Below are 23891 nucleotides of genomic sequence, written 5' to 3' on the forward strand. Positions count from 1 at the left end.
TACATGAACAATATGAACGTAATTATTGCCGATGACCATCCGATTGTACTGTTCGGTATTCGCAAATCACTTGAACAGATCGAGTGGGTGAATGTAGTCGGTGAATTTGAAGATTCCACAGCCCTTATTAACAACCTGCCTAAACTTGATGCGCACGTGCTCATTACCGATCTCTCCATGCCTGGGGATAAATACGGTGATGGGATTACGCTCATCAAATACATTAAACGCCACTTCCCGGACATTTCGATCATTGTTCTGACCATGAACAATAACCCGGCGATCCTGAGCGCCGTTCTGGATCTTGATATTGAAGGGATTGTGCTGAAACAAGGCGCACCTACCGATCTGCCTAAAGCGCTGGCGGCGCTACAGAAAGGGAAGAAATTCACACCTGAGAGCGTCTCACGCCTGCTTGAAAAAATCAGCGCAGGTGGCTATGGCGACAAGCGTCTCTCGCCTAAAGAGAGTGAAGTTCTGCGTCTGTTCGCTGAAGGTTTCCTGGTTACTGAAATCGCCAAGAAGCTGAACCGCAGTATCAAAACCATCAGTAGCCAGAAAAAATCCGCGATGATGAAGCTGGGTGTGGATAACGATATCGCCCTGCTGAACTATCTCTCTTCCGTGACGCTGAGCGCAACGGACAAAGATTGATCGTCGCTGTCTACGCCGGGTGACCCTCGCGGTTACCCGGTCTAAAGACCCCGTAGGCCCGCGCAAGCGCAGTGCCGTCGGACACATAAAAAAGGCCCTTTCGGGCCTTTTTTATTGTCTCGCTTTTCGCACCCGCTCCGCATACACGGATAGCGTCTGCTTCAGTACATCCAGCGTGACCGGCTTCGACAGGCAGCTGTCCATTCCCGACTCCAGACAGCGCTGCTTCTCCTCCGCCAGTGCGTTGGCTGTCACCCCCACCACCGGCAGCGTCAGCCCCAGCTGTCGGATACGCTGCGTCAGACGATAGCCGTCCATGTTAGGCATGTTCACATCACTGAGCACAATATCAATATGATTCTTACTTAAGACATTCAGGGCATCCACGCCATCATTGGCCGTTTTACACTGATAGCCCAGAGAGCCAAGCTGGTCTGCGAGCAGACGACGGTTAATCGGATGATCGTCGACGACCAGAATCATCATATCGTCATTCACCGATGCCAGCTCATCAGGGGAAGCCAGCACGGTAGCGCCATCGCTGTCCTCAAGCTGTACGCTGTAAATACGCGCCAGCAAGCCCAACATTTCGTGCGGTGTCGCCACACTGTGCACCCATACCCCGGGCGAACGCTCAATCGGAATACCGATATGACGGCGGCAGAACATCACCACGCCCCGCCCCGCCCACGCCTTGTCTGGCTCAACGTCAGTAATCAGCATGTCATCTGCGTCCGGCGTCTGGCCTTCATAGCGTGAGACCCGCACACCGCTGCTGGTCAGCATCGAGGTCAGGAAATCATGTAAGGAGGCGTTGTGCACCGCCAGCCAGCAGTGCTTTTCGCTCAGCCCGTCGACCGTGGTTTTCACCGGATAGTGTGCCGAGTAGAGCGGGATACGGATGGTGAACTGGCTGCCCATACCCGGCTCGGTATCGACGGAGATATCCCCGTCCATCATGCTGATAAGCTTCTCGCAAATCGCCAGACCCAGCCCGGTCCCCTGGAAATTACGCTGGACGCCCGTCCCCACCTGGAAGAACGGATCGAACAGGCGAACGACCTCTTTCGCCGGAATGCCAACACCCGTGTCGCGTACGCGAATAGTCAGGTACTCCCCTGCCCGGCAGACATGCAGCACAATACAGCCGATATCGGTGAATTTGATGGCGTTGCTTAGCAGGTTCGAGATGACCTGTTGCAGACGCATCGGATCGCCATGCAGCGTCAGCGGCACATCCGGCTCGATAAAGCAGTACAGCCCCAGCTGTTTGCGCACCACCAGCGGCAGATAGTTGGCGCTGATATGGTTCATCACCTCGCGCGGGGAGAACTCACGCGGTTCTATTTTCAACTGCTCGGATTCAATTTTAGAGAAGTCGAGAATATCGCTGATAATTTTCAGCAGCAGGCTGGACGAGTTGTTCATCGCCGTCACCAGGCGGTCGACCCCTTTCGGCAGCTCTTTGGTCTGGAGAAGATCGAGGTTACCGATAATGCCGTACAGCGGCGTACGCAGCTCATGGCTGACGGTCGCGAGGAACATCGATTTCGACTGGCTGGCCTGCTCCGCCGCCTGCGCCATATCCTGCAATGACTCTTCCATCTTAACGCGCGCGGAGACGTCCACCAGCACGCAAATCGCCACGTTTTCATTGCGGTAGCGCGAATGGACGAAGCTGATTTGCAGGTTGGTGTGGGTGCTGGTCAGCACATCCACAAAGTTAACCTGTTGCCCACAGATGATCTGCGTTAACCGCTGGCGGTCTTCATGCGTGAGCATGTTCAGGTAGTTATGGGCAAGCTCGTTACTGAGGATATTTGTCCCGTCCTGAGTACGCAGGATACAGATCCCTACCGGCGCCGAGGCGACAATCTTACGGTTAAACTGCTCGTGCTCCTCCAGACGCTGAGCATCCGCTTCCGCCGGAATAAAGATCCGCCGCTCATACATTCTCGCCAGCATAAACAGCGCGACGCCTACCGCGATGTTCAACAAAATGGCGTTAAGGATCAGGATGCGAATGCGCTCCAGCACCTTGTCCACCGGCAGCGAATAGACAATGCTCAGCGACGATGGCGGTAAACTTTTCTTCAGCACCAGCTCGCGGAACCCGGAGGTATAGCCAAACCATGACCGCTCCTGCATCCAGCTGGGCTCCACTTTCAGGCGGTTTTCAGGCCCGGTAAGGGAGATGAGTGGGTGGCCGTTCTCATCCAGAATGGTCACGCCCATCGGCAGACTGCCCGGCGTGAAGAAGTTTTCCATGCGGATGGTTTGTTCAATCCCCAGCAGCGCTTGCAGACGGTTTCCGAGGTAAACCGGAGTCAGGGCATAGAAATAGCCGACGCCCATGCGCGGCCCCTGGCTTATCCAGAAGATGTTGTTCCCGCGCTCTTCCTGAGGCGCATTGCGGTATTTCACTATGCGCTCATGCAGGCTTTTCAGCGCGTCTTCGCGTTCGACGGGCATATCTCGCAGACCGAAGTCCGCCATGCAAAGATTTTCGTTGCCAATCAGGTAGACGCGGTTTAGATCGTAAGCGGCCGAAAAATTATCGCGCCAGTAGCGCATAAACCATGACAGGGACTCCAGTGAGCCACGCCAGGCTTTGCCCATCGCGGAACAATCGGAGTCCGGGAAGAGCGGTTCGAAATCAGGTACTTCGGTTTTTTCATCCCGACCGCGGAGGGCAAGAATGCCGTTCTCCGCCGTCAGTCGATTCTCAGCGATATACTTAAGCTCTTTCATCACATCAGACGTGCGCTGGATATAGCGCTGGGCCTGATCCGAGCTTAAGTTAAACTCCTGGCGGATCTCCGCTTCTTTCTGGTGTAACGCGTTAACGATGTAAAACACCGAGAGCAGTGCCACCAGCAACCATAGCAGTAGCGCAAGCGCCCGAAACAGATAGCGAGAGACTTTTAACGTGGTACGAAAGGAGACGAGGTATTTCAAAGGGGCGAGGCTCCGCCATCGGGGAAAAAAGAATGTGGTTAAGGTAGCGGTAAACGCGGCTTGTCGCAACGTTCACTTGTCTGCTTGCGCAAAACAAAAGGGCCGGAAACCGGCCCTTTATGCGTCAGGAGACGTTACTCGTCAGCGTCATCCGCTGCTTCATCATCGGTGTCCGCTTCCGGGACGATTTCATCATCCCCTTCCGCGACGCTGCCGTCGATAGAGTCGAGCTCTTCGTCATCCACCGGCTCAGCAACGCGTTGCAGACCGACGACGTTTTCATCTTCCGCAGTACGGATGAGGATAACGCCCTGGGTGTTACGACCCACCACGCTGATCTCTGACACGCGGGTACGCACCAGCGTACCGGCATCGGTGATCATCATGATCTGGTCCGCGTCGTCCACCTGTACCGCGCCAACAACGGAACCGTTGCGCTCGGTCACTTTGATGGAGATAACGCCCTGCGTGCCGCGAGACTTGGTCGGGTATTCGCTTTCCGCCGTACGTTTACCGTAGCCGTTCTGGGTGACGGTCAGGATTGCGCCTTCGCCACGCGGAACGATCAGGGAAACCACGCTGTCTTCACCCGCCAGCTTGATACCACGCACGCCGGTCGCCGTACGGCCCATTGCGCGCACGGCGTTCTCTTTAAAGCGCACCACTTTACCGGCCGCAGAGAACAGCATCACTTCATCGGAACCAGAGGTCAGATCCACGCCGATCAGCTCGTCGCCTTCGTTCAGGTTCACCGCGATGATCCCGGCGGAACGTGGACGGCTGAATTCGGTCAGCGCGGTTTTCTTCACGGTACCGCTCGCGGTTGCCATAAAGACGTTCACGCCCTCTTCGTACTCGCGTACCGGCAGAATGGCGGTGATACGTTCGTTCGCTTCCAGCGGCAGCAGGTTAACGATAGGTCGACCCCGCGCGCCACGGCTCGCTTCCGGCAGCTGATAGACTTTCATCCAGTACAGACGGCCCCGGCTGGAGAAGCAGAGGATCGTGTCGTGGGTGTTGGCCACCAGCAGACGGTCAATGAAGTCTTCTTCTTTAATACGCGCCGCAGATTTGCCTTTACCGCCACGACGCTGTGCTTCGTAGTCGGTCAACGGCTGATACTTCACGTAACCCTGGTGAGACAGCGTCACGACCACGTCTTCGCGGTTGATCAGATCTTCAATGTTGATATCGGAGCTGTTGGCCGTGATTTCGGTGCGACGCTCGTCGCCGAACTGATCGCGAACCAGCTCCAGCTCTTCACGGATCACTTCCATCAGGCGCTCTGCGCTACCCAGGATATGCAGCAGCTCGGCAATCTGCTCCAGCAGCTCTTTGTACTCGTCGAGCAGTTTTTCATGCTCAAGGCCGGTCAGTTTCTGCAAACGCAGATCCAGAATCGCCTGGGCCTGCTGTTCAGTCAGGTAGTACTGACCGTCACGCACGCCGAATTCCGGCTCCAGCCACTCAGGACGCGCGGCATCATCGCCGGCACGTTCCAGCATCGCCGCCACGTTACCCAGACCCCATGGACGCGCAACCAGCGACGCCTTCGCTTCTGCTGGCGTCGGCGCACGGCGGATCAGTTCGATGATCGGGTCGATGTTCGCCAGCGCAACGGCCAGTGCTTCAAGGATATGGGCACGATCGCGCGCTTTGCGCAGTTCAAAGATGGTACGGCGAGTCACCACTTCACGGCGGTGACGCACAAACGCGCTCAGGATCTCTTTCAGGTTCATGATCTTCGGCTGGCCATGGTGTAGCGCAACCATGTTGATACCGAAGGAGACCTGAAGCTGAGTCTGGGAGTAAAGGTTGTTCAGCACAACTTCACCCACCGCGTCGCGCTTGATTTCAATCACGATGCGCATACCGTCTTTGTCAGACTCGTCGCGCAGCGCGCTGATGCCTTCAACGCGTTTTTCTTTTACCAGCTCGGCGATTTTTTCAATCAGACGCGCTTTGTTCACCTGATACGGGATCTCGTGAACAATAATGGTTTCACGGCCGGTTTTGGCGTCCGCTTCCACTTCGGCGCGGGCACGGATGTAAATCTTGCCGCGACCGGTACGGTACGCTTCTTCAATACCGCGACGGCCGTTGATGATTGCCGCCGTCGGGAAGTCCGGGCCCGGGATGTGTTCCATCAGCCCTTCAATGCTGATGTCTTCATCGTCGATGTAGGCCAGGCAGCCGTTAATCACTTCCGTGATGTTGTGCGGCGGAATGTTGGTTGCCATACCCACTGCGATACCGGACGAACCGTTCACCAGCAGGTTTGGGATCTTCGTTGGCATAACGTCAGGAATTTTTTCCGTGCCGTCGTAGTTATCAACGAAATCAACCGTCTCTTTTTCCAGGTCAGCCATCAGCTCATGGGCAATCTTCGCCAGACGGATTTCCGTATAACGCATTGCCGCGGCGGAGTCGCCGTCGATAGAACCAAAGTTACCCTGACCATCTACCAGCATGTAACGCAGCGAGAAAGGCTGCGCCATACGGACAATGGTGTCGTACACCGCGGAATCACCATGGGGATGGTATTTACCGATTACGTCACCAACGACACGGGCAGATTTTTTGTAGGCTTTATTCCAGTCATTGCCCAATACGTTCATGGCGTATAGTACGCGACGGTGTACCGGCTTAAGGCCATCGCGGACGTCCGGCAGCGCACGGCCAACAATGACCGACATCGCATAGTCCAGATAGGAGCTTTTCAGCTCTTCCTCGATGTTAACCGGTGTAATTTCTCTCGCAAGGTCGCTCATCTAACCGCTATCCCTCTACTGTATCCCGGATTCAAAGGTCGCAAATTATAACACAGCCGCGGTGATACAGGTAAACCTATACGCTTTATTCACAGGGATTGCCTGATATACTCATTTGTCTTGCTAAATAAGGAGTAAAAGCGCCCATGAATGCCGAAAAATCCCCGGTGGCTCACAACGTTGACCACGAAGAGATTGCCAAATTTGAAGCGGTGGCGTCCCGCTGGTGGGATCTCGAAGGTGAGTTCAAACCTCTGCATCGTATTAACCCGCTACGTCTGGGCTATATCGCGGAGCGTTCCGGCGGTCTGTTCGGTAAGAAAGTGCTCGACGTCGGCTGCGGCGGCGGCATCCTGGCGGAAAGCATGGCGCGCGAAGGGGCCACCGTCACCGGTCTGGACATGGGCTTCGAACCTCTACAGGTTGCGCGTCTTCATGCGCTGGAGTCCGGCGTACAGGTAGAATATGTCCAGGAAACCGTGGAAGAGCACGCGGCTAAACATGCGCACCAGTATGACGTGGTGACCTGCATGGAGATGCTGGAGCACGTTCCCGATCCGCAGTCGGTCGTCAGCGCCTGTGCACAACTGGTGAAACCGGGTGGACAGGTCTTCTTCTCGACCATCAACCGCAACGGCAAAGCCTGGCTGATGGCCGTGGTAGGCGCGGAATATGTGCTGCGCATGGTGCCGAAAGGGACGCACGACGTGAAGAAGTTCATCAAGCCTGCCGAACTGCTGGGCTGGGTTGACCAGACATGGCTTAAGGAGCAGCACATGACGGGTCTGCACTACAATCCTCTGACGGATAAATTCAAACTTGCCCCGGGCGTGGATGTTAACTATATGTTGCACACAACCGCCAAAAACGACTAACGTCATTCGTTATTCTTATAAAGATTGCGCGACATCATGTTGCGCAATTCTGACCTCCCGTTGAAGAAATCAGCACTCGATCAAATTTTGAATTTTTTTTCTGGAATATTGACATCTCTTCCAGGCCTTACGGTACGAGGACTTAGCCTTTTTTACCCTTTCACAACCTCAATTTAACGTCAAAATCAACCCTTGTGCTGAAAAGATTCGATACTAGAATACTCACCATATAGCGTTCTTCTTATCGCAAAACCCCTATATGTAGTATTTATCCACAGAGTTAGTCACAAGACGGTCCTGTGGATAAGCGGGGGATATTTTTTTATTTCACGGACAGGTAAAAACCCACATGAATCAGAGTCTGCTGGTGACAAAGCGCGACGGTACTACCGAGCGTATCAATCTGGACAAAATCCATCGAGTTCTCGACTGGGCAGCAGAAGGACTGAGCAACGTATCTATATCCCAGGTCGAACTGCGTTCTCACATTCAGTTCTACGACGGCATCAAAACGTCTGATATCCACGAAACCATTATCAAAGCAGCGGCAGATCTGATCTCCCGCGACGCACCGGATTATCAGTACCTCGCTGCGCGTCTGGCGATTTTCCACCTGCGTAAGAAAGCCTACGGCCAGTTCGAGCCGCCAAAGCTTTACGATCACGTAGTGAAAATGGTTGAGCTGGGCAAATACGACACGCATCTGCTGGAAGACTATACGGAAGAAGAGTTCGAGCAGATGAACGGGTTTATCGATCACTGGCGCGACATGAACTTCTCCTACGCGGCGGTGAAGCAGCTCGAAGGCAAATACCTGGTTCAGAACCGTGTGACGGGCGAAATTTACGAGAGCGCTCAGTTCCTCTATATTCTGGTGGCCGCCTGCCTGTTCTCTAATTATCCACGTGAAACCCGTCTGGACTACGTGAAGCGTTTCTACGATGCGGTCTCTACGTTCAAGATTTCTCTGCCTACGCCAATCATGTCTGGCGTGCGTACCCCTACCCGTCAGTTCAGCTCCTGCGTACTGATCGAGTGTGGTGACAGCCTGGATTCCATCAACGCGACCTCCAGCGCCATCGTGAAATACGTCTCCCAGCGTGCTGGTATCGGCATCAACGCTGGTCGTATCCGTGCGCTTGGCAGCCCGATCCGCGGCGGTGAAGCGTTCCACACCGGCTGTATCCCGTTCTACAAGCACTTCCAGACGGCGGTAAAATCCTGCTCTCAGGGCGGCGTGCGCGGTGGCGCTGCGACCCTGTTCTACCCAATGTGGCACCTGGAAGTGGAAAGCCTGCTGGTTCTGAAGAACAACCGCGGCGTGGAAGGCAACCGCGTGCGTCACATGGACTACGGCGTGCAGATCAACAAGCTGATGTACACCCGCCTGCTGAAAGGTGAAGATATCACCCTGTTCAGCCCATCCGACGTCCCGGGTCTGTACGACGCGTTCTTCGCCGATCAGGACGAATTCGAGCGTCTGTACACCAAATACGAAAAAGACGACAGCATCCGCAAGCAGCGCGTGAAGGCGGTCGATCTGTTCTCCCTGATGATGCAGGAACGTGCCTCTACCGGCCGTATCTACATCCAGAACGTTGACCACTGCAACACCCACAGCCCGTTCGATCCGGTGGTTGCGCCAGTGCGCCAGTCCAACCTGTGCCTGGAGATCGCCCTGCCGACCAAACCGCTGGACGATGTGAACGATGAAAACGGTGAAATCGCCCTGTGTACGCTCTCTGCGTTCAACCTGGGTGCGATTAAGAGCCTGGACGAGCTGGAAGAGCTGGCCGTGCTGGCGGTTCGTGCGCTCGACGCCCTGCTGGACTACCAGGATTACCCAATCCCGGCGGCAAAACGCGGCGCAATGGGCCGTCGCACTTTAGGTATCGGCGTGATCAACTTCGCCTACTGGCTGGCGAAAAACGGCAAGCGTTACTCCGACGGCAGCGCCAACAATCTGACGCACCAGACGTTCGAAGCCATTCAGTACTACCTGATGAAAGCCTCCAACGAGCTGGCGAAAGAGCAAGGCGCGTGCCCGTGGTTCAATGAAACCACCTACGCGAAAGGCATTCTGCCGATCGACACCTACAAAAAAGACCTGGATGCGATCGTCAGCGAGCCGCTGCACCTCGACTGGGAAGGCCTGCGCGAGTCCATTAAAACTCACGGCCTGCGTAACTCCACGCTCTCTGCCCTGATGCCGTCCGAGACCTCTTCGCAGATCTCCAACGCCACCAACGGTATTGAGCCACCGCGCGGCCACGTCAGCATCAAAGCGTCGAAAGACGGCGTGCTGCGTCAGGTGGTACCGGATTACGAAACGCTGGGCAACAACTACGAGCTGCTGTGGGAAATGCCAAACAACGATGGCTACCTGCAACTGGTGGGTATCATGCAGAAGTTTATCGACCAGTCGATCTCTGCCAATACCAACTACGACCCGACGCGCTTCCCGTCAGGCAAGGTTCCGATGCAGCAACTGCTGAAAGACCTGCTCACCGCCTACAAATTTGGCGTGAAGACCCTGTACTATCACAACACCCGTGATGGTGCGGAAGACGCCCAGGACGACCTGGCGCCGTCAATTCAGGATGATGGCTGCGAAAGCGGCGCATGTAAGATCTAATAAATTCCCTCACCCTAACCCTCTCCCACAGGGAGAGGGAACTCTTTCCCCCTCTCCCTGTGGGAGAGGGCCGGGGTGAGGGGAAATAACACCACAGGACTCACCGCAATGGCATATACCACCTTTTCACAGACGAAAAACGACCAGCTCAAAGAGCCGATGTTCTTCGGCCAGCCGGTCAACGTGGCACGCTACGATCAGCAAAAATATGACATCTTCGAAAAGCTGATTGAAAAGCAACTCTCTTTCTTCTGGCGTCCGGAAGAAGTTGACGTTTCCCGCGACCGTATCGATTTCCAGGCGCTGCCGGAACACGAAAAGCACATCTTCCTCAGCAACCTGAAATACCAGACGCTGCTGGACTCCATTCAGGGTCGTAGTCCGAACGTGGCGCTGCTGCCGCTGATCTCGATTCCTGAGCTGGAAACCTGGGTTGAGACCTGGGCGTTCTCCGAGACGATCCACTCCCGCTCTTACACCCACATCATCCGCAACATCGTTAACGATCCGGCGGTGGTGTTTGATGATATCGTCACCAACGAACAGATCCAGAAGCGCGCCGAAGGCATTGCGCACTACTATGACGAACTGATCGAGATGACCAGCTACTGGCATCTGCTGGGCGAAGGTACGCACAACGTGAACGGTAAAACCGTCACCGTAAACCTGCGGACCCTGAAAAAACAGCTCTATCTGTGCCTGATGAGCGTCAACGCCCTGGAAGCGATCCGCTTCTACGTGAGCTTCGCCTGCTCCTTCGCGTTTGCCGAGCGCAAACTGATGGAAGGCAACGCCAAAATTATCCGTCTGATTGCCCGTGACGAAGCCCTGCACCTGACCGGGACTCAGCATATGCTGAACCTGCTGCGCAGCGGTGCAGACGATCCGGAGATGGCGGAAATTGCGGAAGAGTGCAAACAGGAATGCTACGACCTGTTCGTGCTGGCGGCCCAGCAGGAGAAAGAGTGGGCAGACTACCTGTTCCGCGACGGCTCCATGATTGGCCTGAACAAAGACATTCTGTGCCAGTACGTTGAGTACATCACCAATATCCGCATGCAGGCCGTCGGTCTCGACCTGCCGTTCCAGACGCGCTCTAACCCAATCCCGTGGATCAACACCTGGCTGGTGTCCGATAACGTGCAGGTCGCGCCACAGGAAGTGGAAGTGAGTTCTTACCTGGTCGGTCAGATTGATTCTGAAGTCAACACCGACGACCTGAGCGATTTCCAGCTCTGATGAGCCGCGTAACGCTGAGCCTTTCGGGTACAGAGGTGTTGTGCCAGGAAGAGCACCCTTCTCTGCTGGTGGCGCTTGAAGCACATCAGGTAGAAGTCGAGTACCAGTGTCGTGAAGGCTACTGCGGCTCCTGCCGCTGCCGTCTGGTCGCAGGCCAGGTAGACTGGCTGACCGAACCGCTAGCCTTTATCAGTGAAGGGGAAATTTTGCCCTGCTGCTGCCGGGCAAAAGGCGATATAGAGATCGAGATGTGATGTTGTCCTTATCCCCTCTCCCGGTGGGCTGAGGGTTCCCCACAAATTAATGCGAGAACTGAGCAATCCCCTCGCCCCTCCGGGGAGAGGGTTAGGGTGAGGGCATCAGGCCGCAGAGCCTGATTGTCGGGTGGCGGCTTCGCCTTACCCGACCTACAAAACCTACTTCCGGTGAATGAATTCGACCGCTTTATCCGTGAAATCCGTAAACAATCCGTCCACATCCGCCTGGTTATACAGCACGTCGTAAAGCTGATCCACGTCCGTCGCATAATCCGGCAGCTGGTCTGCACGCACGGTATACGGATGCACCTGCATCTTGTTCGCATGCGCCTCTTTCACCATCGCCGTCAGCTTCACGTGGCCCGGCGTTGAGCCTTCCGCCACCAGCATGTGGTAATCCGGCCCGATGCCGTCGGCGTACTGCGCAATCTGCTTCATCGCGCCCGGCTTAAACATCCAGTCGTAGCTGTAGTTCACCCACTTCCCGTCCGGCTGTTTTTCCTGAGTTTCATTCCAGTCGGTATAGGCAATCAGCTGCACCAGATTGAGATCCATCCCCATCTTCGGCTCCAGCTCAGTTTTGATGCGCTTCAGTTCCGCGGCATCGAAACATTGCAGGAAAACCTTATCCTTCTTGCTGGTGTAGCCGTACTTTTTCAGTACCTCCAGCGTCTTCGCGGCAATGTCTTTTCCTTCCTGATGGTGGAACCACGGCGCTTTGATTTCCGGGTAGATACCGATATTTTTGCCCGTCGAGTGGTTCAGCCCCTGAACAAACTCGATCTCCTCTTCGAAGGTGTGAATACGGAAGTCAGACTTGCCCATCGGGAAACGCCCCGGATAGACCTGCACCTTCTTACCGTTCTCAATCTCGAAGCCCTCGGTAAACTTCAGCGAGCGGATCTCCGCCAGCGTGAAGTCGATGGCGTAGTAGCGGCCATCTTTACGGGCACGATCCGGGAAACGCTCCGCCACGTCCGTCACGCGGTCAAGATAATGGTCATGCAGAACGACCAGCTGGTCGTCCTTCGTCATCACCAGATCCTGCTCCAGATAATCTGCGCCCTGGGCATAGGCCATCGCTTTTGCCGGCAGCGTATGCTCTGGCAGATAACCGCTGGCGCCACGGTGGGCGATCACGATTTTATCCGCCGCCAGCGCGGAGCCTGTCATCAGGCCCGCCAGCAGCAGGCCTGTCGCTAACTGAGTTAATTTCATCGCAATGCTCCTTACTGACGACGCGCCAGCACCTCGGCATGGTGACGTTTTTCACCGATCATCACGACGATCAACAGCAGAACCGCCAGCACGCTGCCGCCAATCATCACCATAAAGCCACCGTCCCAGCCGAAGAAATCGACGGTGTAACCGACGATGGCACTTGCCGCCACTGAACCGCCGAGGTAGCCAAACAGACCGGTAAAGCCTGCCGCCGTGCCTGCCGCTTTCTTCGGCGCCAGCTCCAGCGCGTGCAGGCCGATCAGCATAACCGGACCATAAATCAGGAAGCCGATTACGATCATACAGGCCATATCCACACCCGGATTACCCGGCGGGTTAAGCCAGTAAACGACCGTCGCGATGGTCACCAGCGTCATAAAGAACACGCCCGTCGCCCCACGGTTGCCCTTAAACACTTTGTCCGACATCCAGCCGCAGATCAGCGTGCCGGGAATGCCCGCGTATTCATACAGGAAATAGGCCCAGGAGGATTTATCCAGCGCGAAGTGCTTCACCTCTTTCAGGTAAGTCGGGGACCAGTCGAGGATGCCGTAGCGCAGCAGGTAGACAAACACGTTCGCCACCGCGATGTACCACAGCAGCTTGTTTGGCAGCACATACTTCATGAAGATCTGTTTCGCGGTCAGCTCTTCTTCGTGCTTCTCGCTGTAATCATCCGGGTAGTCGTTTTTGTACTCTTCAATCGGCGGCAGGCCGCAGGACTGCGGCGTGTCGCGCATCAGGGCGAAGGCGATAATCGCCACCAGAATGGCGCCAAAGGCAGGCATATAGAGCGCCGCGTGCCAGTCGTTGAACCAGGCCATCCCCAGCAGGAACAGCAGCGGCGGAAGCCCGCCCCCGACGTTATGCGCGCAGTTCCAGACCGATACAATCCCACCGCGCTCTTTCTGTGACCACCAGTGCACCATGGTACGTCCGCATGGCGGCCACCCCATCCCCTGGAACCAGCCGCAGAGGAACAGCAGCACGAACATGACGGCAATGCTGGAGGTCGCCCATGGCACAAAGCCCATGAACAGCATCACCGCTGCCGCGAGGATCAGACCGGCGGGCAGGAACACGCGCGGATTCGAGCGATCCGACACCGACCCCATAATGAACTTCGAAAAACCGTACGCGATGGAGATCCCTGACAGCGCAAAGCCCAGATCGCCGCGGGAGAAGCCTTGTTCCACCAGGTATGGCATGGCGAGCGCAAAGTTTTTACGTACCAGATAGTACGCCGCATACCCGAAGAAGATCCCGAGGAAGATTTGCCAACGCAGACGGCGGTAGAGAGGATCAATCTCTGCCTCTGGCAGTCGCGCCCGGTGTGGCGCAGGTTTAAAGATACTGAGCATAACAGCCTCCGTGGCCTTTCAAAAAATGACCGGGCATCTCGCGCCCGGCTACAGAGGCGGCGATGTTAAGAAATCACGGTGAATGTTACTGTGAATCAACGCACAGATTGTTACAGAAATATGACAGAATGCGCAAAAAAGCGCATGAAATCACGTTTCACTTTCGAATTTCGCGCGTTTATGTTCGAAATCAAACAAACCACACGATCAATGTGGCTAAATGCTAAAAAACGAACATAGAGGAAAGGCAATGACTATTCACGATCCACGCTTCAGCGATGTGATTATCATTGGCGGTGGCGCGACGGGTGCCGGCATCGCACGCGACTGCGCCCTGCGGGGATTGAGCGTCACGCTTCTGGAACGCCACGACATCGCCACCGGCGCAACGGGGCGTAACCACGGTCTGTTGCACAGCGGTGCCCGCTATGCGGTCACTGACGCTGAGTCCGCGCGCGAGTGTATTGCTGAAAACCAGATCCTCAGGCGCATCGCCCGCCACTGCGTTGAACCGACCAACGGCCTTTTTATCACCCTTCCCGAAGATGATCTCGGCTTTCAGCAAACCTTTATCACCGCCTGCACGGCGGCAGGCATTCAGGCCGAGGCGCTCGATCCTGCGCAGGCGTGCCGTCTGGAACCCTCGGTGAACCCGGCATTACTGGGCGCGGTAAAAGTGCCTGACGGAACCATTGATCCTTTCCGCCTGACCGCCGCCAATATGCTCGACGCGCGGGAACACGGCGCACAGATCCTGACCGGGCATCACGTCACCGGGCTTATTCGTGAAGGTAATACCGTGCGCGGGGTGCGCGTGTGTGATACGCAGTACAATGAACACCGCGAGCTGTATGCCACCGTCGTGGTCAACGCGGCGGGGATCTGGGGCCAGCGCATTGCGGAATACGCCGATTTATCCGTCCGCATGTTCCCGGCCAAAGGCTCGCTGCTGATCCTCGACCATCGCATCAATAACCATGTCATCAACCGCTGCCGTAAACCGTCTGACGCCGACATCCTCGTGCCGGGGGACACCATTTCGTTGATCGGCACGACCTCAATGCATGTGGACTACAGCGAAATCGATTACAACCGCGTTACCGCCGAAGAGGTGGATATTCTGCTGCGCGAAGGGGAAAAGCTGGCCCCGGTGATGGCGCAGACGCGTATTCTGCGTGCCTACGCGGGCGTGCGTCCCCTCGTCGCCAGCGACAACGATCCGAGCGGGCGTAACGTCAGCCGCGGCATCGTGCTGCTCGATCACGCCGAACGCGACGGCATGGACGGGTTTATCACCATTACCGGCGGCAAGCTGATGACCTACCGGCTGATGGCGGAGTGGGCCACCGATGCCGTCTGCCGTAAGCTCGGTAACACCGCGCCGTGCGTGACGGCGGAGCGGGCCCTGCCCGGCTCGCAGCAATCGACAGAAAAAACGCTGCACAAAATCATTTCACTTCCTGCCCCGCTTCGCGGTTCGGCGATTTACCGCCACGGCGACCGCACCCCGACCTGGCTTGGTGAAGGGCGACTCAGCCGCAGCCTGGTGTGCGAATGCGAAGCCGTGACCGCAGGCGAGGTGCAATATGCCGTGGAAAACCTGACGGTGAACAACCTGCTTGATTTACGCCGCCGCACGCGAGTCGGGATGGGCACCTGTCAGGGGGAGCTGTGCGCCTGCCGTGCCGCCGGGCTGCTGCAACGTTTTCATGCCACCACCTCAACCCAGTCGCTCGCCCAGCTCAGCGATTTTTTAAATGAGCGCTGGAAAGGCATTCAGCCCGTCGCCTGGGGCGATGCCCTGCGCGAAAGTGAGTTTACCCGCTGGGTCTATCAGGGACTTTGCGGTCTGGAGAAGGAGCACAACCATGAAATTTGATACCGTGATTGTGGGTGGAGGGCTGGCGGGCCTGCTTTGCGGTCTCAAACTGACGCAGCGGGGTCTGCGCTGCGCCATTGTCACTCGCGGTCAAAGTGCCCTGCACTTCTCTTCCGGCTCGCTGGATTTACTGGGCGCGCTATCGTTCGCCGATCTGCCGCCTGAACATCCCTACCGCCTGACGGGCGCAGAGAATATGGCCCGCTTTGCCTGCGAAACCGAACACCTGCTGACCGCCTGCGGCGCACGCATGCAGGGTGACGCCGAGCAAAATCATCAGCGCGTCACGCCGCTCGGCACTCTGCGCGCCGCCTGGCTTAGCCCGGAAGAGGTGCCTGTAGCCCCCATCGCTGCCGGGCACGTGCGGGTGGTGGGGATCAGCGGTTTCCTCGATTTCCAGCCGCATCTTGCCGCCGCGTCTCTCAGACAGCAAGGGATTCAGGTGGATACGGCGGAGATTGATCTCCCCGAGCTCGACGTGCTGCGCGAAAACCCCAGCGAGTTTCGTGCGGTGAACATTGCCCGCCTGCTGGATAATGAACGCTACTGGCCGCAGCTGTACGCGGCGCTTCAACCGCTCGGCGAGACCTGCGACGCCCTGTTTATGCCCGCCTGTTTTGGCTTAACGGACAACCGGCTCTGGCGCTGGCTCTCGGCGCGCCTGCCCTGTACGCTCGGTTTACTGCCGACGCTCCCCCCTTCCGTGCCCGGCATTCGTCTGCATACCCAGCTTCAGCGTCAGTTTGTCGCCCAGGGTGGCGTCTGGATGGCAGGCGACGAGGTGAAAAAAATCACCCTGGCAGAGGGCGCGGTAAGCGAAATCTGGACCCGCAACCACGGCGACATCCCGCTTCGTGCACGCTATACGGTGCTGGCAAGCGGCAGTTTCTTCAGTAACGGTCTGCTGAGCAGCCGGGATGGCGTGCGTGAGGCAATTCTCGGGCTGGACGTCCGGCAAAGCGCTTCCCGCGCGGACTGGTATCAAAGCGATTTCTTCACCCCGCAGCCCTGGCAGCAGTTCGGCGTGATCGTCGATACCCAGCTGCGCCCGCAGCTGGGCGGGGAACCGGTTGAAAATCTTTACGCCATCGGCTCGGTTCTGGGCGGGTACGATCCCGTGGCACAGGGCTGCGGTGGCGGCGTCTGCGCCGTCACCGCGCTGCATGTCGCGGAGCAGATTATCCAGCGCAGGGAGGGAGCACAATGAACGACACCCGATTTGAAAGCTGTATCAAATGCACGGTCTGCACCACGGTTTGCCCGGTCAGCGGCGTCGATCCGCGCTATCCCGGCCCGAAACAGGCCGGCCCCGACGGGGAGCGTCTGCGCCTGAAGGACGGCGCGCTCTACGACGAGGCGCTGAAATACTGTATCAACTGTAAACGCTGCGAAGTTGCCTGCCCGTCGGACGTGAAAATAGGCGATATCATCCAGCGCGCCCGCGCCCGCTACAGTACGCAAAAACCGACGCTGCGCGACGCGATACTGAGCCACACCGATCTGATGGGCAGCCTCTCGACGCCTTTCGCGCCGGTTGTCAATGCCGCCACCGCCCTGAAGCCGGTGCGCAGGCTGCTGGATGCGACGCTCAAAATCGACCATCACCGCAGTCTGCCGAAATATTCTCACGGCACCTTCCGCCGCTGGTATAAATCCGTGGCGGCAGAACAGGCGCAGTTCGCTGAGCAGGTTGCCTTCTTCCACGGCTGCTACGTGAACTACAACCATCCGCAGCTGGGAAAAGACCTGCTGAAAGTGCTGAACGCCATGGGGACGGGCGTTCAGCTGCTGAGCAAAGAGAAGTGCTGCGGCGTTCCGCTGATTGCCAACGGTTTTACCGACAAAGCGCGCAGGCAGGCGAAAAGCAACGTCACCTCTTTGCGCGAGGCGATCGTCGACAACGGGCTCCCGGTACTGGCGACGTCGTCAACCTGTACCTTCACGCTGCGCGATGAATATCCGCATCTGCTGGATGTGGATAACACCGGCCTGCGCGAGCACATTGAGCTGGCGACCCGTTTTCTCTGGCGCAAACTTGACAGTGGGCAGACGTTACCGCTGGGCAAATTGCCGCTGAAGGTGGTGTATCACACGCCATGTCATATGGAGAAGATGGGCTGGTCGATCTATACGCTGGAGGTGCTGCGGCTGATCCCGGGGCTGGAGCTGACGGTGCTGGACTCACGCTGCTGCGGCATCGCTGGCACCTACGGATTCAAGCGTGAAAACTACCCAACGTCACAGGCCATTGGCGCGCCGCTGTTCCGGCAGATTGAAGAGAGCGGCGCAGATATCGTGGTGACGGATTGTGAAACCTGCAAGTGGCAGATCGAGATGTCCACCAGCAAACGCTGTGAACATCCCATTACCTTGCTGGCAAACGCACTGGCGTAACCGTTGCCGGGGACACTGCCCCGGCACATCCTCACTCTACGAACAGCGATTCCACGACGTTGATCCAGCCGTGCTCGCTGGCGACCTCTTTCCCGTTCAGCCAGCGGCGCAGCATGTTCAGCGCCATCATCGCGCACACCTCCTGACGCACGGCCAGGCTGTGGCGGGTAATACTCATCTTCACCCGCAGGGCGTGGGTCCCTTCCGGCGTTGCCAGGGCGAAGTTGAGATGCTCCTCATCCAGCCCGCCTACAAAAAGCGCCAGTCCGGCGAAATGCTTCACTCTGCGCTCGGATGCCCAGCGCGCCGTCTGCGCCAGCGTCTCCTGCTGGAACGGCACCACTTCACTGGCCAGCAGCGGCGCACCCGCCCGGGTAAGCTGAAGCGCCAGAAGCCCACCGGTAAACTGCTCGCTTAGCGTCACGCTCAGCTGGCGGGACTGCAAATGCGCTGCGATCTGCGCCGGCAGCCCTTCCGTTCCTTCGAAAATCAGGCTTTCCCCGGCGACGCGCTGCACTTCCGGCCACAGCGCCAGCATAGCGGCTTTCTCTGACGCCGGTCCGGTCAGCTTCAGTTCAATAATCGGCATGGAGGAGCGATAGCCCATCGACACGCCGGGAGGCAGTTGCAGGTGATCGAGGCTCTGAGCCAGATCGCTTTCCGAGCGGCCAAAGGTGGTCAGACGCAGGCACAGCGGCGGTTCAGGCAGCGTGAAGCGCGCACGCAGGCGCGGCAGGATCTGCTGCTCGACCATCACTTTAAATTCCGACGGCACGCCCGGGGTGAAGAACATCAGGCAGCGGTTCAGCTGAACGGCAAACCCGCAGGCGGTGCCGACCGGGTTATCAATCAGTTCCGCGCTGGCGGGAATTTCAGCCTGCTTGCGGTTGCTGGGGGCCATCACGCGGCCACGCTCGGAGAAAAATCGCTCCATCTGTGCCAGCCACGCCTCGTGCAGGACCAAGCCTTCACCTCTGGCCGTGGCGGCGGCCAGCGCGCTGAGATCGTCGCTGGTGGGCCCAAGCCCGCCGTTCACAATCAGCACGTCGCAGCGTTCGCTGCGCTCGCGCAGAACGTTGACCAGCGACTCAAGATTGTCACCCACGGTGTTGCGGCGCGTTAACGGTAATCCTTGCTCAAAGAAGAGATCGGCAAGCCAGGCGGCATTGGTATCAATGATTTGCCCATGCAGCACTTCGTCGCCAGTGGATAACATTTCCACGTTTATCATTGTGTTCTCCCATTTCAATGGTCAAAACACTATAGCGCAATCGAAGACCGGGGGAAGAGAGAAACTGGCGCGACTGAACGCCGCGCCGAAAGGATTAGAAACCTGCGCTCACACCGATGTAGGGACCATCTGCCAGCGCGTTGTCGCGGTGGCCGTCTTTACCCGCCAGGTTCAGATAACGATAACCCGCTTCGATGGTGACAGGACGGATGATGGTCCAGCGTCCACCCACGTTGGCTTCCTCATAGCTATCGATACCGCTGGAGAGGGAATCCGGAGAGTAGTAGTACTCACCGAACAGGCCAAAGCTGTCGCCGATTTTCCACTGCAAACCGCCGCCCACTGCCGCCGCGTAACCTTCGTCGCCGTCGTTCGGGTTGGTGTAAATCCCTTTACCGCCGACTGTCGCCAGGAAAGGACCCAAAGGTACGTTGAAGCCCAGCCCCAGGCTTGCCGCATCCCCATCGTCGTCGTTATGCGTCCAGCCGCCGGTCATCGCCAGGCCTGCGCTATCCGTGCCAAGACCAAAGCCCAGGTGGGTATAATCTTCGCCCGCCGAGCCGTTGAAGGAAATAGCGTTGGCTGCTGCCGATACAAACATCAGGCCTAAGCCCATTAATGCCACTTTTTTCATTGTCGTGATCCCGCACAATATATTCAGAGATGTCCAAAAACCGCGAGATTTTAACCTGACTGTCTGTGGGATCAATGCGCTCAGTGGACATCGGGCAATTAGTTTGTAACGATTTGATAATATCGGTATTTATATCATCAATAAAAAACGCATTTTTACGCACAAGCCGCCCAGATTTTCACTGGGCATCAGCTGAAGATGGCTGCGGTGCAGGCGGGCAATATCGTTGGCCAGCGCCAGGCCAATGCCGGACCCGGCGGCATCGCCCACGTTATCCAGCCGATGAAACGGCAGCATGGCCTGGGAGATCTGGTCTTCGGCAATACCCGGTCCGCTGTCCTCCACGCTCAGCTCAACGGCATCGTTATCCATGCGCAGGTACACCGTCACGATGCCCTGCTCCGGCGTGTATTTGATCGCGTTCTCCAGCAGGTTAGCGCAGAGTTCGCCCAGCAAAACGTCATCCCCCTCAATCATTACCGGCTGCTGTACGCCGTCATAACCGAGATCGATACCCTTGCTGCGCGCCTGCGCCAGCCGCGAAAAGCAGCAGTTTTGCACCACCTGTACCAGATCGACAGGGGCAAACTGTCGCTCCCCCTGCTCTTTCCGCTTCACCGCCGAAAGCTGTAAAAGCCTTTCCGTCAGCACGATGGTGTTATCCAGCGTAACGTTCATTGCCCGTAAGCTTTCCTGCCACAGCGCCGGATCGTTACGCGTCAGAGCAACGGATACCTGCGTTTTTAGCACCGCCAGCGGCGTTTTGAGCTGGTGTGAGGCATCGGCATTGAAGCGCTCCTGCCGCGAAAGTACGCCGCGCAACCGGTCGATGTAACGGTTAAACGCCACAATCAGCAGCCGCGTTTCCGACCAGGGCAGCAGCTCCGGCAGCGGGGCCAGCAGCCCGGGCTCACGGCGCACCATCAGCGAAGAGAGTTGCCGCATTGGGCGCAGCACGCGGCGCAGCAGCCAGGCGGTCAGGACCAGCGTCAGCAGCACCAGCAGCCCCTGCGACACGAGTGAGGAAAACAGCAGCTGTGTGGCCAGATAGCGCCGCGACTGCAACGTTTCTGCGACATAAATTTCCGCCATCCCGAACACATTATCTTCGTTAACCGGCTGGAGCAGCTTCGCCACGCGGATCGCCTGCCCGCGATACTCGGTATGATAAAACCACGCCAGCGCCGGATAGTGAGTGGTGCGCGACGTGGAGGGAGGCATATTTGGCAGATCGTCATAGCCGGAGATCGTCCGCCCGTCAGGGTCAACCACCTTGTAGTAGAGGCGATCGTTCATGTTCAGCTCAAAGCTGTCGAGCACGACCCAGGGCACGTTCACCAGCAGCTTGCCCTTGTGCACCACCAGCCGCTCAGACACGGTGCGCGCCGAGGATAACAGCGTACGGTCATAGGCCTGCGTCGCCGCCTGTAGCGCGCTAACGTAGCTGTTAAAGGCTGACAGCCCCCATAACAGCAGCAGCGGCAAACCCAGAAAAAGCAAAAGTTGCAGGTAAAGCGACTGCGGCTTAACCCACTTCATCGCCGCACTCCAGCACGTAGCCCAGTCCCCGGAGGGTGGTGATCCGCACGCCGCTGCCGGTCAGCTTCTTACGCAGGCGGTGAATATAGAGATCGATACTCTCGGGGCTGACGTCGTCGTTCAGGCTGAACACCTGGTCGAAGAGCTGTTGCCGGGAGACGGGACGGGTCCGGCGGTGCATCAGCACCTTCAGCAAAGAGAGTTCGCGTGGCGTGAGGGAAAGGGGTTCATCGCGCAGCAGAAAAAAACCTTCATCATCGTACTCCAGCTCTCCCAGCCGCTGGCGCTCCTGGGTTCGTCCTTCACTGCGGCGCAGCAGCGCACGCAGGCGGGCATCAAGCTCCTCCAGCTCGAACGGCTTCGGCAGATAGTCATCCGCCCCGGCATTCAGCCCTTTCACCCTGTCTGCCACGTTGCTGCGGGCGGTGAGAAACAGCACCGGCAGCGTCTGCCCGCGCTTTCTCAGACGATGCACCACTTCCAGCCCGTCGAAGCCGGGCATGCCGATATCAAGGATCGCGACGGCATAGTTTTCCCCCTGTAAAAGGTGATCGGCCGCCCGTCCATCGTTGACGCAATCCACGGCAAATCCGTTTTGTACCAGCGCTTTCTCCAGCCAGTGAGCCAGCTCACGATTATCTTCCGCCAGTAAGAGACGCATATCACATCCTGTAAAGTTGGTGTCGCAGTGAAAGGGAAATGAAAGGTTATTGTTTTAACAATCACGCAACGGAACCGCTACACGGTGGTTCACATAATCAGAAAAAAGACACCCGTACTCGTACTCCCGGTTCTCCGGCGTGAGGATAAACGATGAAAAAACAATTACTTTCTACCCTTGCTGCAAGCGCATTGCTGTTGAGTGCCTCTGTCGTCCAGGCGCAGGACACCCCGTCCCGCACCGAGTGTATCGCCCCGGCCAAACCCGGCGGCGGCTTCGACCTGACCTGTAAGCTGATTCAGGTCAGCCTGCTGGAGACGAAGGCCATTGAGAAACCGATGCGCGTCACCTACATGCCCGGCGGCGTGGGCGCGGTAGCCTATAACGCCATCGTCGCCCAGCGCCCTGCTGAACCCGGCACCGTGGTGGCCTTCTCCGGCGGCTCGCTGCTGAACCTGTCGCAGGGGAAATTTGGTCGTTATGACGTGAATGACGTGCGCTGGCTCGCCACCGTGGGCACCGATTACGGCATGATCGCCGTTCGCGCCGACTCCCCGTGGAAATCCCTGAAAGATCTGCTGACCGCCATGGAAAAAGATCCGAACAGCGTGGTGATTGGCGCAGGCGCCTCTATCGGCAGCCAGGACTGGATGAAAGCCGCGCTGCTGGCGCAGCAGGCCAAAGTAGATCCGCACAAAATGCGTTACGTGGCCTTTGAAGGCGGCGGTGAGCCGGTGACGGCGCTGATGGGCAATCACGTGCAGGCAGTATCGGGCGATCTCAGCGAAATGGTGCCCTACCTGAGCGGGGATAAGATCCGCGTGCTGGCGGTCTTCTCGGAAAACCGTCTGCCGGGCCAGCTGGCAGACGTCCCAACCGCCAAAGAGCAGGGTTATAACCTGGTCTGGCCGATCATCCGTGGCTTCTTCGTCGGGCCAAAAGTGACCGACGCCGAGTACCAGTGGTGGGTGGATACCTTCGCAAAACTTCAGCAAACCGAGGAGTTCAAAAAACAGCGCGATCTGCGCGGGCTGTTTGAGTTCAACCTGAACGGCAAGCAGCTGGACGAGTACGTGAAAAAACAGGTGAATGACTATCGCGAACAGGCGAAAGCCTTTGGTCTTGCGAAATAACCGGAGGCGCTATGAGCGATCGCATTTTTGCCGGGATATGGCTGCTGCTCTGCATTGGCGGCCTGTTCGTCGCCTGGCAGATCCACAGCGAATACAGCTATGAACCCGTGGGGCCACGCCCCTTTCCCGTCGGCATTGTTGGCCTGATGCTGCTCTGTTCGGTGGCCCTGCTGCTGCGCCATCCGGACACCGTGGAGTGGCCGCCACGCCGCACGCTGCAACGTCTGCTGGTAATGGTGATTGTTCTGCTGATGTACGCGTGGGGCTTTGAGTGGCTCGGCTTCCCGATCGCCACCGCCCTGCTGACGATGGTGATTGGCATACTGTTTAACGCCTCGCTGCCTGCGGCGGGGATCTCCGGGGTCGTACTGGGCATTTTACTCTGGTACGCCTTCGACCGCCTGCTGGACGTGACCCTGCCGCTCGGCGCATGGTTTAACTAACGGAGC

Annotated in this window: 18 protein-coding genes; 10 read left to right on the top strand and 8 right to left on the bottom strand. The window is 57.5% G+C overall.

The window, feature by feature from the left end; genetic code table 11:
* Positions 1-3: 3 nt before the first annotated feature.
* Positions 4-654, top strand: coding sequence for a response regulator transcription factor RcsB (gene rcsB / locus HWQ15_RS00660; RefSeq protein WP_003859405.1), 651 nt, complete (start codon positions 4-6; stop codon positions 652-654).
* Between the two features lie 111 nt (positions 655-765).
* Here rcsB and rcsC read toward each other — a convergent pair whose 3' ends face one another.
* Both rcsC and gyrA read right to left on the bottom strand, forming a co-directional pair.
* The gene (gene rcsC / locus HWQ15_RS00665) at positions 766-3612 is read right to left on the bottom strand and encodes a two-component system sensor histidine kinase RcsC (RefSeq protein ID WP_023300607.1); all 2847 of its coding nucleotides are present in this window, start codon (positions 3610-3612) and stop codon (positions 766-768) included.
* 134 nt (positions 3613-3746) lie between these two features.
* Entirely contained in the window at positions 3747-6383 is a 2637-nt protein-coding gene (gene gyrA / locus HWQ15_RS00670; RefSeq protein ID WP_063215894.1) for a DNA topoisomerase (ATP-hydrolyzing) subunit A, read from the bottom strand.
* Positions 6384-6529: 146 nt separating this feature from the next.
* Here gyrA and ubiG point away from each other — a divergent pair, with 146 nt between their 5' ends.
* From ubiG to yfaE, 4 genes are all read left to right on the top strand, one after another.
* Positions 6530-7258 (top strand): bifunctional 2-polyprenyl-6-hydroxyphenol methylase/3-demethylubiquinol 3-O-methyltransferase UbiG, encoded by a 729-nt coding sequence (gene ubiG, locus HWQ15_RS00675; RefSeq protein ID WP_023300609.1) that lies wholly within the window; start codon positions 6530-6532, stop codon positions 7256-7258.
* Between the two features lie 349 nt (positions 7259-7607).
* Positions 7608-9893, top strand: coding sequence for a class 1a ribonucleoside-diphosphate reductase subunit alpha (gene nrdA, locus HWQ15_RS00680; RefSeq protein ID WP_063149093.1), 2286 nt, complete (start codon positions 7608-7610; stop codon positions 9891-9893).
* A 108-nt stretch (positions 9894-10001) separates the two neighbouring features.
* Positions 10002-11132, top strand: coding sequence for a class Ia ribonucleoside-diphosphate reductase subunit beta (gene nrdB / locus HWQ15_RS00685; protein WP_022648802.1), 1131 nt, complete (start codon positions 10002-10004; stop codon positions 11130-11132).
* A complete protein-coding gene (gene yfaE, locus HWQ15_RS00690; RefSeq protein ID WP_003859419.1) occupies positions 11132-11386 on the top strand; it encodes a class I ribonucleotide reductase maintenance protein YfaE in 255 nt (84 codons plus the stop codon). The genes nrdB and yfaE overlap by 1 nt, the downstream gene beginning before the upstream one ends.
* A 162-nt stretch (positions 11387-11548) precedes the next feature.
* Here yfaE and glpQ read toward each other — a convergent pair whose 3' ends face one another.
* Both glpQ and glpT read right to left on the bottom strand, forming a co-directional pair.
* Entirely contained in the window at positions 11549-12607 is a 1059-nt protein-coding gene (glpQ, locus tag HWQ15_RS00695) for a glycerophosphodiester phosphodiesterase (protein WP_063149094.1), read from the bottom strand.
* An 11-nt stretch (positions 12608-12618) separates the two neighbouring features.
* Positions 12619-13971 carry a glycerol-3-phosphate transporter gene (gene glpT / locus HWQ15_RS00700; RefSeq protein WP_022648804.1) on the bottom strand — a complete coding sequence of 451 codons (1353 nt, stop codon included), beginning with the start codon at positions 13969-13971 and terminating at the stop codon, positions 12619-12621.
* Positions 13972-14221: 250 nt separating this feature from the next.
* Here glpT and glpA point away from each other — a divergent pair, with 250 nt between their 5' ends.
* Genes glpA through glpC form a run of 3 tightly spaced genes read left to right on the top strand, consistent with a single transcriptional unit; the run spans position 14222 to position 18244 of the window.
* Entirely contained in the window at positions 14222-15850 is a 1629-nt protein-coding gene (glpA, locus tag HWQ15_RS00705; protein WP_063149095.1) for an anaerobic glycerol-3-phosphate dehydrogenase subunit A, read from the top strand.
* Positions 15840-17057: a glycerol-3-phosphate dehydrogenase subunit GlpB gene (gene glpB / locus HWQ15_RS00710; RefSeq protein WP_058677674.1), complete on the top strand. Its 1218-nt coding sequence runs from the start codon at positions 15840-15842 to the stop codon at positions 17055-17057. Before glpA ends, glpB begins: the two co-directional genes overlap by 11 nt.
* On the top strand, positions 17054-18244 hold the full coding sequence (glpC, locus tag HWQ15_RS00715; protein WP_063149096.1) for an anaerobic glycerol-3-phosphate dehydrogenase subunit GlpC: 1191 nt from the start codon (positions 17054-17056) through the stop codon (positions 18242-18244). Before glpB ends, glpC begins: the two co-directional genes overlap by 4 nt.
* Positions 18245-18275: 31 nt before the next feature.
* On the opposite strand, the gene HWQ15_RS00720 is transcribed toward glpC, so the two are convergent.
* The 4 genes from HWQ15_RS00720 to tctD form a co-directional block, all read right to left on the bottom strand.
* The gene (locus tag HWQ15_RS00720; protein WP_023300615.1) at positions 18276-19475 is read right to left on the bottom strand and encodes a nicotinamide mononucleotide deamidase-related protein YfaY; all 1200 of its coding nucleotides are present in this window, start codon (positions 19473-19475) and stop codon (positions 18276-18278) included.
* A gap of 94 nt (positions 19476-19569) precedes the next feature.
* On the bottom strand, positions 19570-20109 hold the full coding sequence (locus tag HWQ15_RS00725; RefSeq protein WP_022648809.1) for a YfaZ family outer membrane protein: 540 nt from the start codon (positions 20107-20109) through the stop codon (positions 19570-19572).
* A gap of 129 nt (positions 20110-20238) precedes the next feature.
* Entirely contained in the window at positions 20239-21648 is a 1410-nt protein-coding gene (locus tag HWQ15_RS00730) for a sensor histidine kinase (RefSeq protein ID WP_023306632.1), read from the bottom strand.
* Positions 21635-22309 carry a transcriptional regulator TctD gene (gene tctD, locus HWQ15_RS00735; RefSeq protein ID WP_017693014.1) on the bottom strand — a complete coding sequence of 225 codons (675 nt, stop codon included), beginning with the start codon at positions 22307-22309 and terminating at the stop codon, positions 21635-21637. Before tctD ends, HWQ15_RS00730 begins: the two co-directional genes overlap by 14 nt.
* A 152-nt stretch (positions 22310-22461) precedes the next feature.
* Between tctD and HWQ15_RS00740 the strand changes: the two genes are divergently transcribed.
* Both HWQ15_RS00740 and HWQ15_RS00745 read left to right on the top strand, forming a co-directional pair.
* A complete protein-coding gene (locus tag HWQ15_RS00740) occupies positions 22462-23442 on the top strand; it encodes a tripartite tricarboxylate transporter substrate binding protein (protein ID WP_022648812.1) in 981 nt (326 codons plus the stop codon).
* An 11-nt stretch (positions 23443-23453) separates the two neighbouring features.
* Positions 23454-23885, top strand: a complete 432-nt coding sequence (locus HWQ15_RS00745) for a tripartite tricarboxylate transporter TctB family protein (RefSeq protein ID WP_022648813.1) — start codon at positions 23454-23456, stop codon at positions 23883-23885.
* Positions 23886-23891 lie beyond the last annotated feature (6 nt).

It is taken from the genome of Enterobacter sp. DSM 30060, assembly GCF_013375955.1.
Taxonomy (GTDB): Bacteria; Pseudomonadota; Gammaproteobacteria; order Enterobacterales; family Enterobacteriaceae; genus Enterobacter; species Enterobacter intestinihominis.

What these genes read in the sequence shown, in the direction of transcription:
- rcsB (WP_003859405.1), top strand. Translation starts at nt 4, where the DNA reads ATGAACAATATGAACGTAATTATTGCCGATGACCATCCGATTGTACTG.
- gyrA (WP_063215894.1), bottom strand. Translation starts at nt 6,383, where the DNA reads ATGAGCGACCTTGCGAGAGAAATTACACCGGTTAACATCGAGGAAGAG.
- ubiG (WP_023300609.1), top strand. Translation starts at nt 6,530, where the DNA reads ATGAATGCCGAAAAATCCCCGGTGGCTCACAACGTTGACCACGAAGAG.
- nrdA (WP_063149093.1), top strand. Translation starts at nt 7,608, where the DNA reads ATGAATCAGAGTCTGCTGGTGACAAAGCGCGACGGTACTACCGAGCGT.
- nrdB (WP_022648802.1), top strand. Translation starts at nt 10,002, where the DNA reads ATGGCATATACCACCTTTTCACAGACGAAAAACGACCAGCTCAAAGAG.
- yfaE (WP_003859419.1), top strand. Translation starts at nt 11,132, where the DNA reads ATGAGCCGCGTAACGCTGAGCCTTTCGGGTACAGAGGTGTTGTGCCAG.
- glpQ (WP_063149094.1), bottom strand. Translation starts at nt 12,607, where the DNA reads ATGAAATTAACTCAGTTAGCGACAGGCCTGCTGCTGGCGGGCCTGATG.
- glpT (WP_022648804.1), bottom strand. Translation starts at nt 13,971, where the DNA reads ATGCTCAGTATCTTTAAACCTGCGCCACACCGGGCGCGACTGCCAGAG.
- glpA (WP_063149095.1), top strand. Translation starts at nt 14,222, where the DNA reads ATGACTATTCACGATCCACGCTTCAGCGATGTGATTATCATTGGCGGT.
- glpB (WP_058677674.1), top strand. Translation starts at nt 15,840, where the DNA reads ATGAAATTTGATACCGTGATTGTGGGTGGAGGGCTGGCGGGCCTGCTT.
- glpC (WP_063149096.1), top strand. Translation starts at nt 17,054, where the DNA reads ATGAACGACACCCGATTTGAAAGCTGTATCAAATGCACGGTCTGCACC.
- HWQ15_RS00720 (WP_023300615.1), bottom strand. Translation starts at nt 19,475, where the DNA reads ATGATAAACGTGGAAATGTTATCCACTGGCGACGAAGTGCTGCATGGG.
- HWQ15_RS00725 (WP_022648809.1), bottom strand. Translation starts at nt 20,109, where the DNA reads ATGAAAAAAGTGGCATTAATGGGCTTAGGCCTGATGTTTGTATCGGCA.
- HWQ15_RS00730 (WP_023306632.1), bottom strand. Translation starts at nt 21,648, where the DNA reads ATGAAGTGGGTTAAGCCGCAGTCGCTTTACCTGCAACTTTTGCTTTTT.
- tctD (WP_017693014.1), bottom strand. Translation starts at nt 22,309, where the DNA reads ATGCGTCTCTTACTGGCGGAAGATAATCGTGAGCTGGCTCACTGGCTG.
- HWQ15_RS00740 (WP_022648812.1), top strand. Translation starts at nt 22,462, where the DNA reads ATGAAAAAACAATTACTTTCTACCCTTGCTGCAAGCGCATTGCTGTTG.
- HWQ15_RS00745 (WP_022648813.1), top strand. Translation starts at nt 23,454, where the DNA reads ATGAGCGATCGCATTTTTGCCGGGATATGGCTGCTGCTCTGCATTGGC.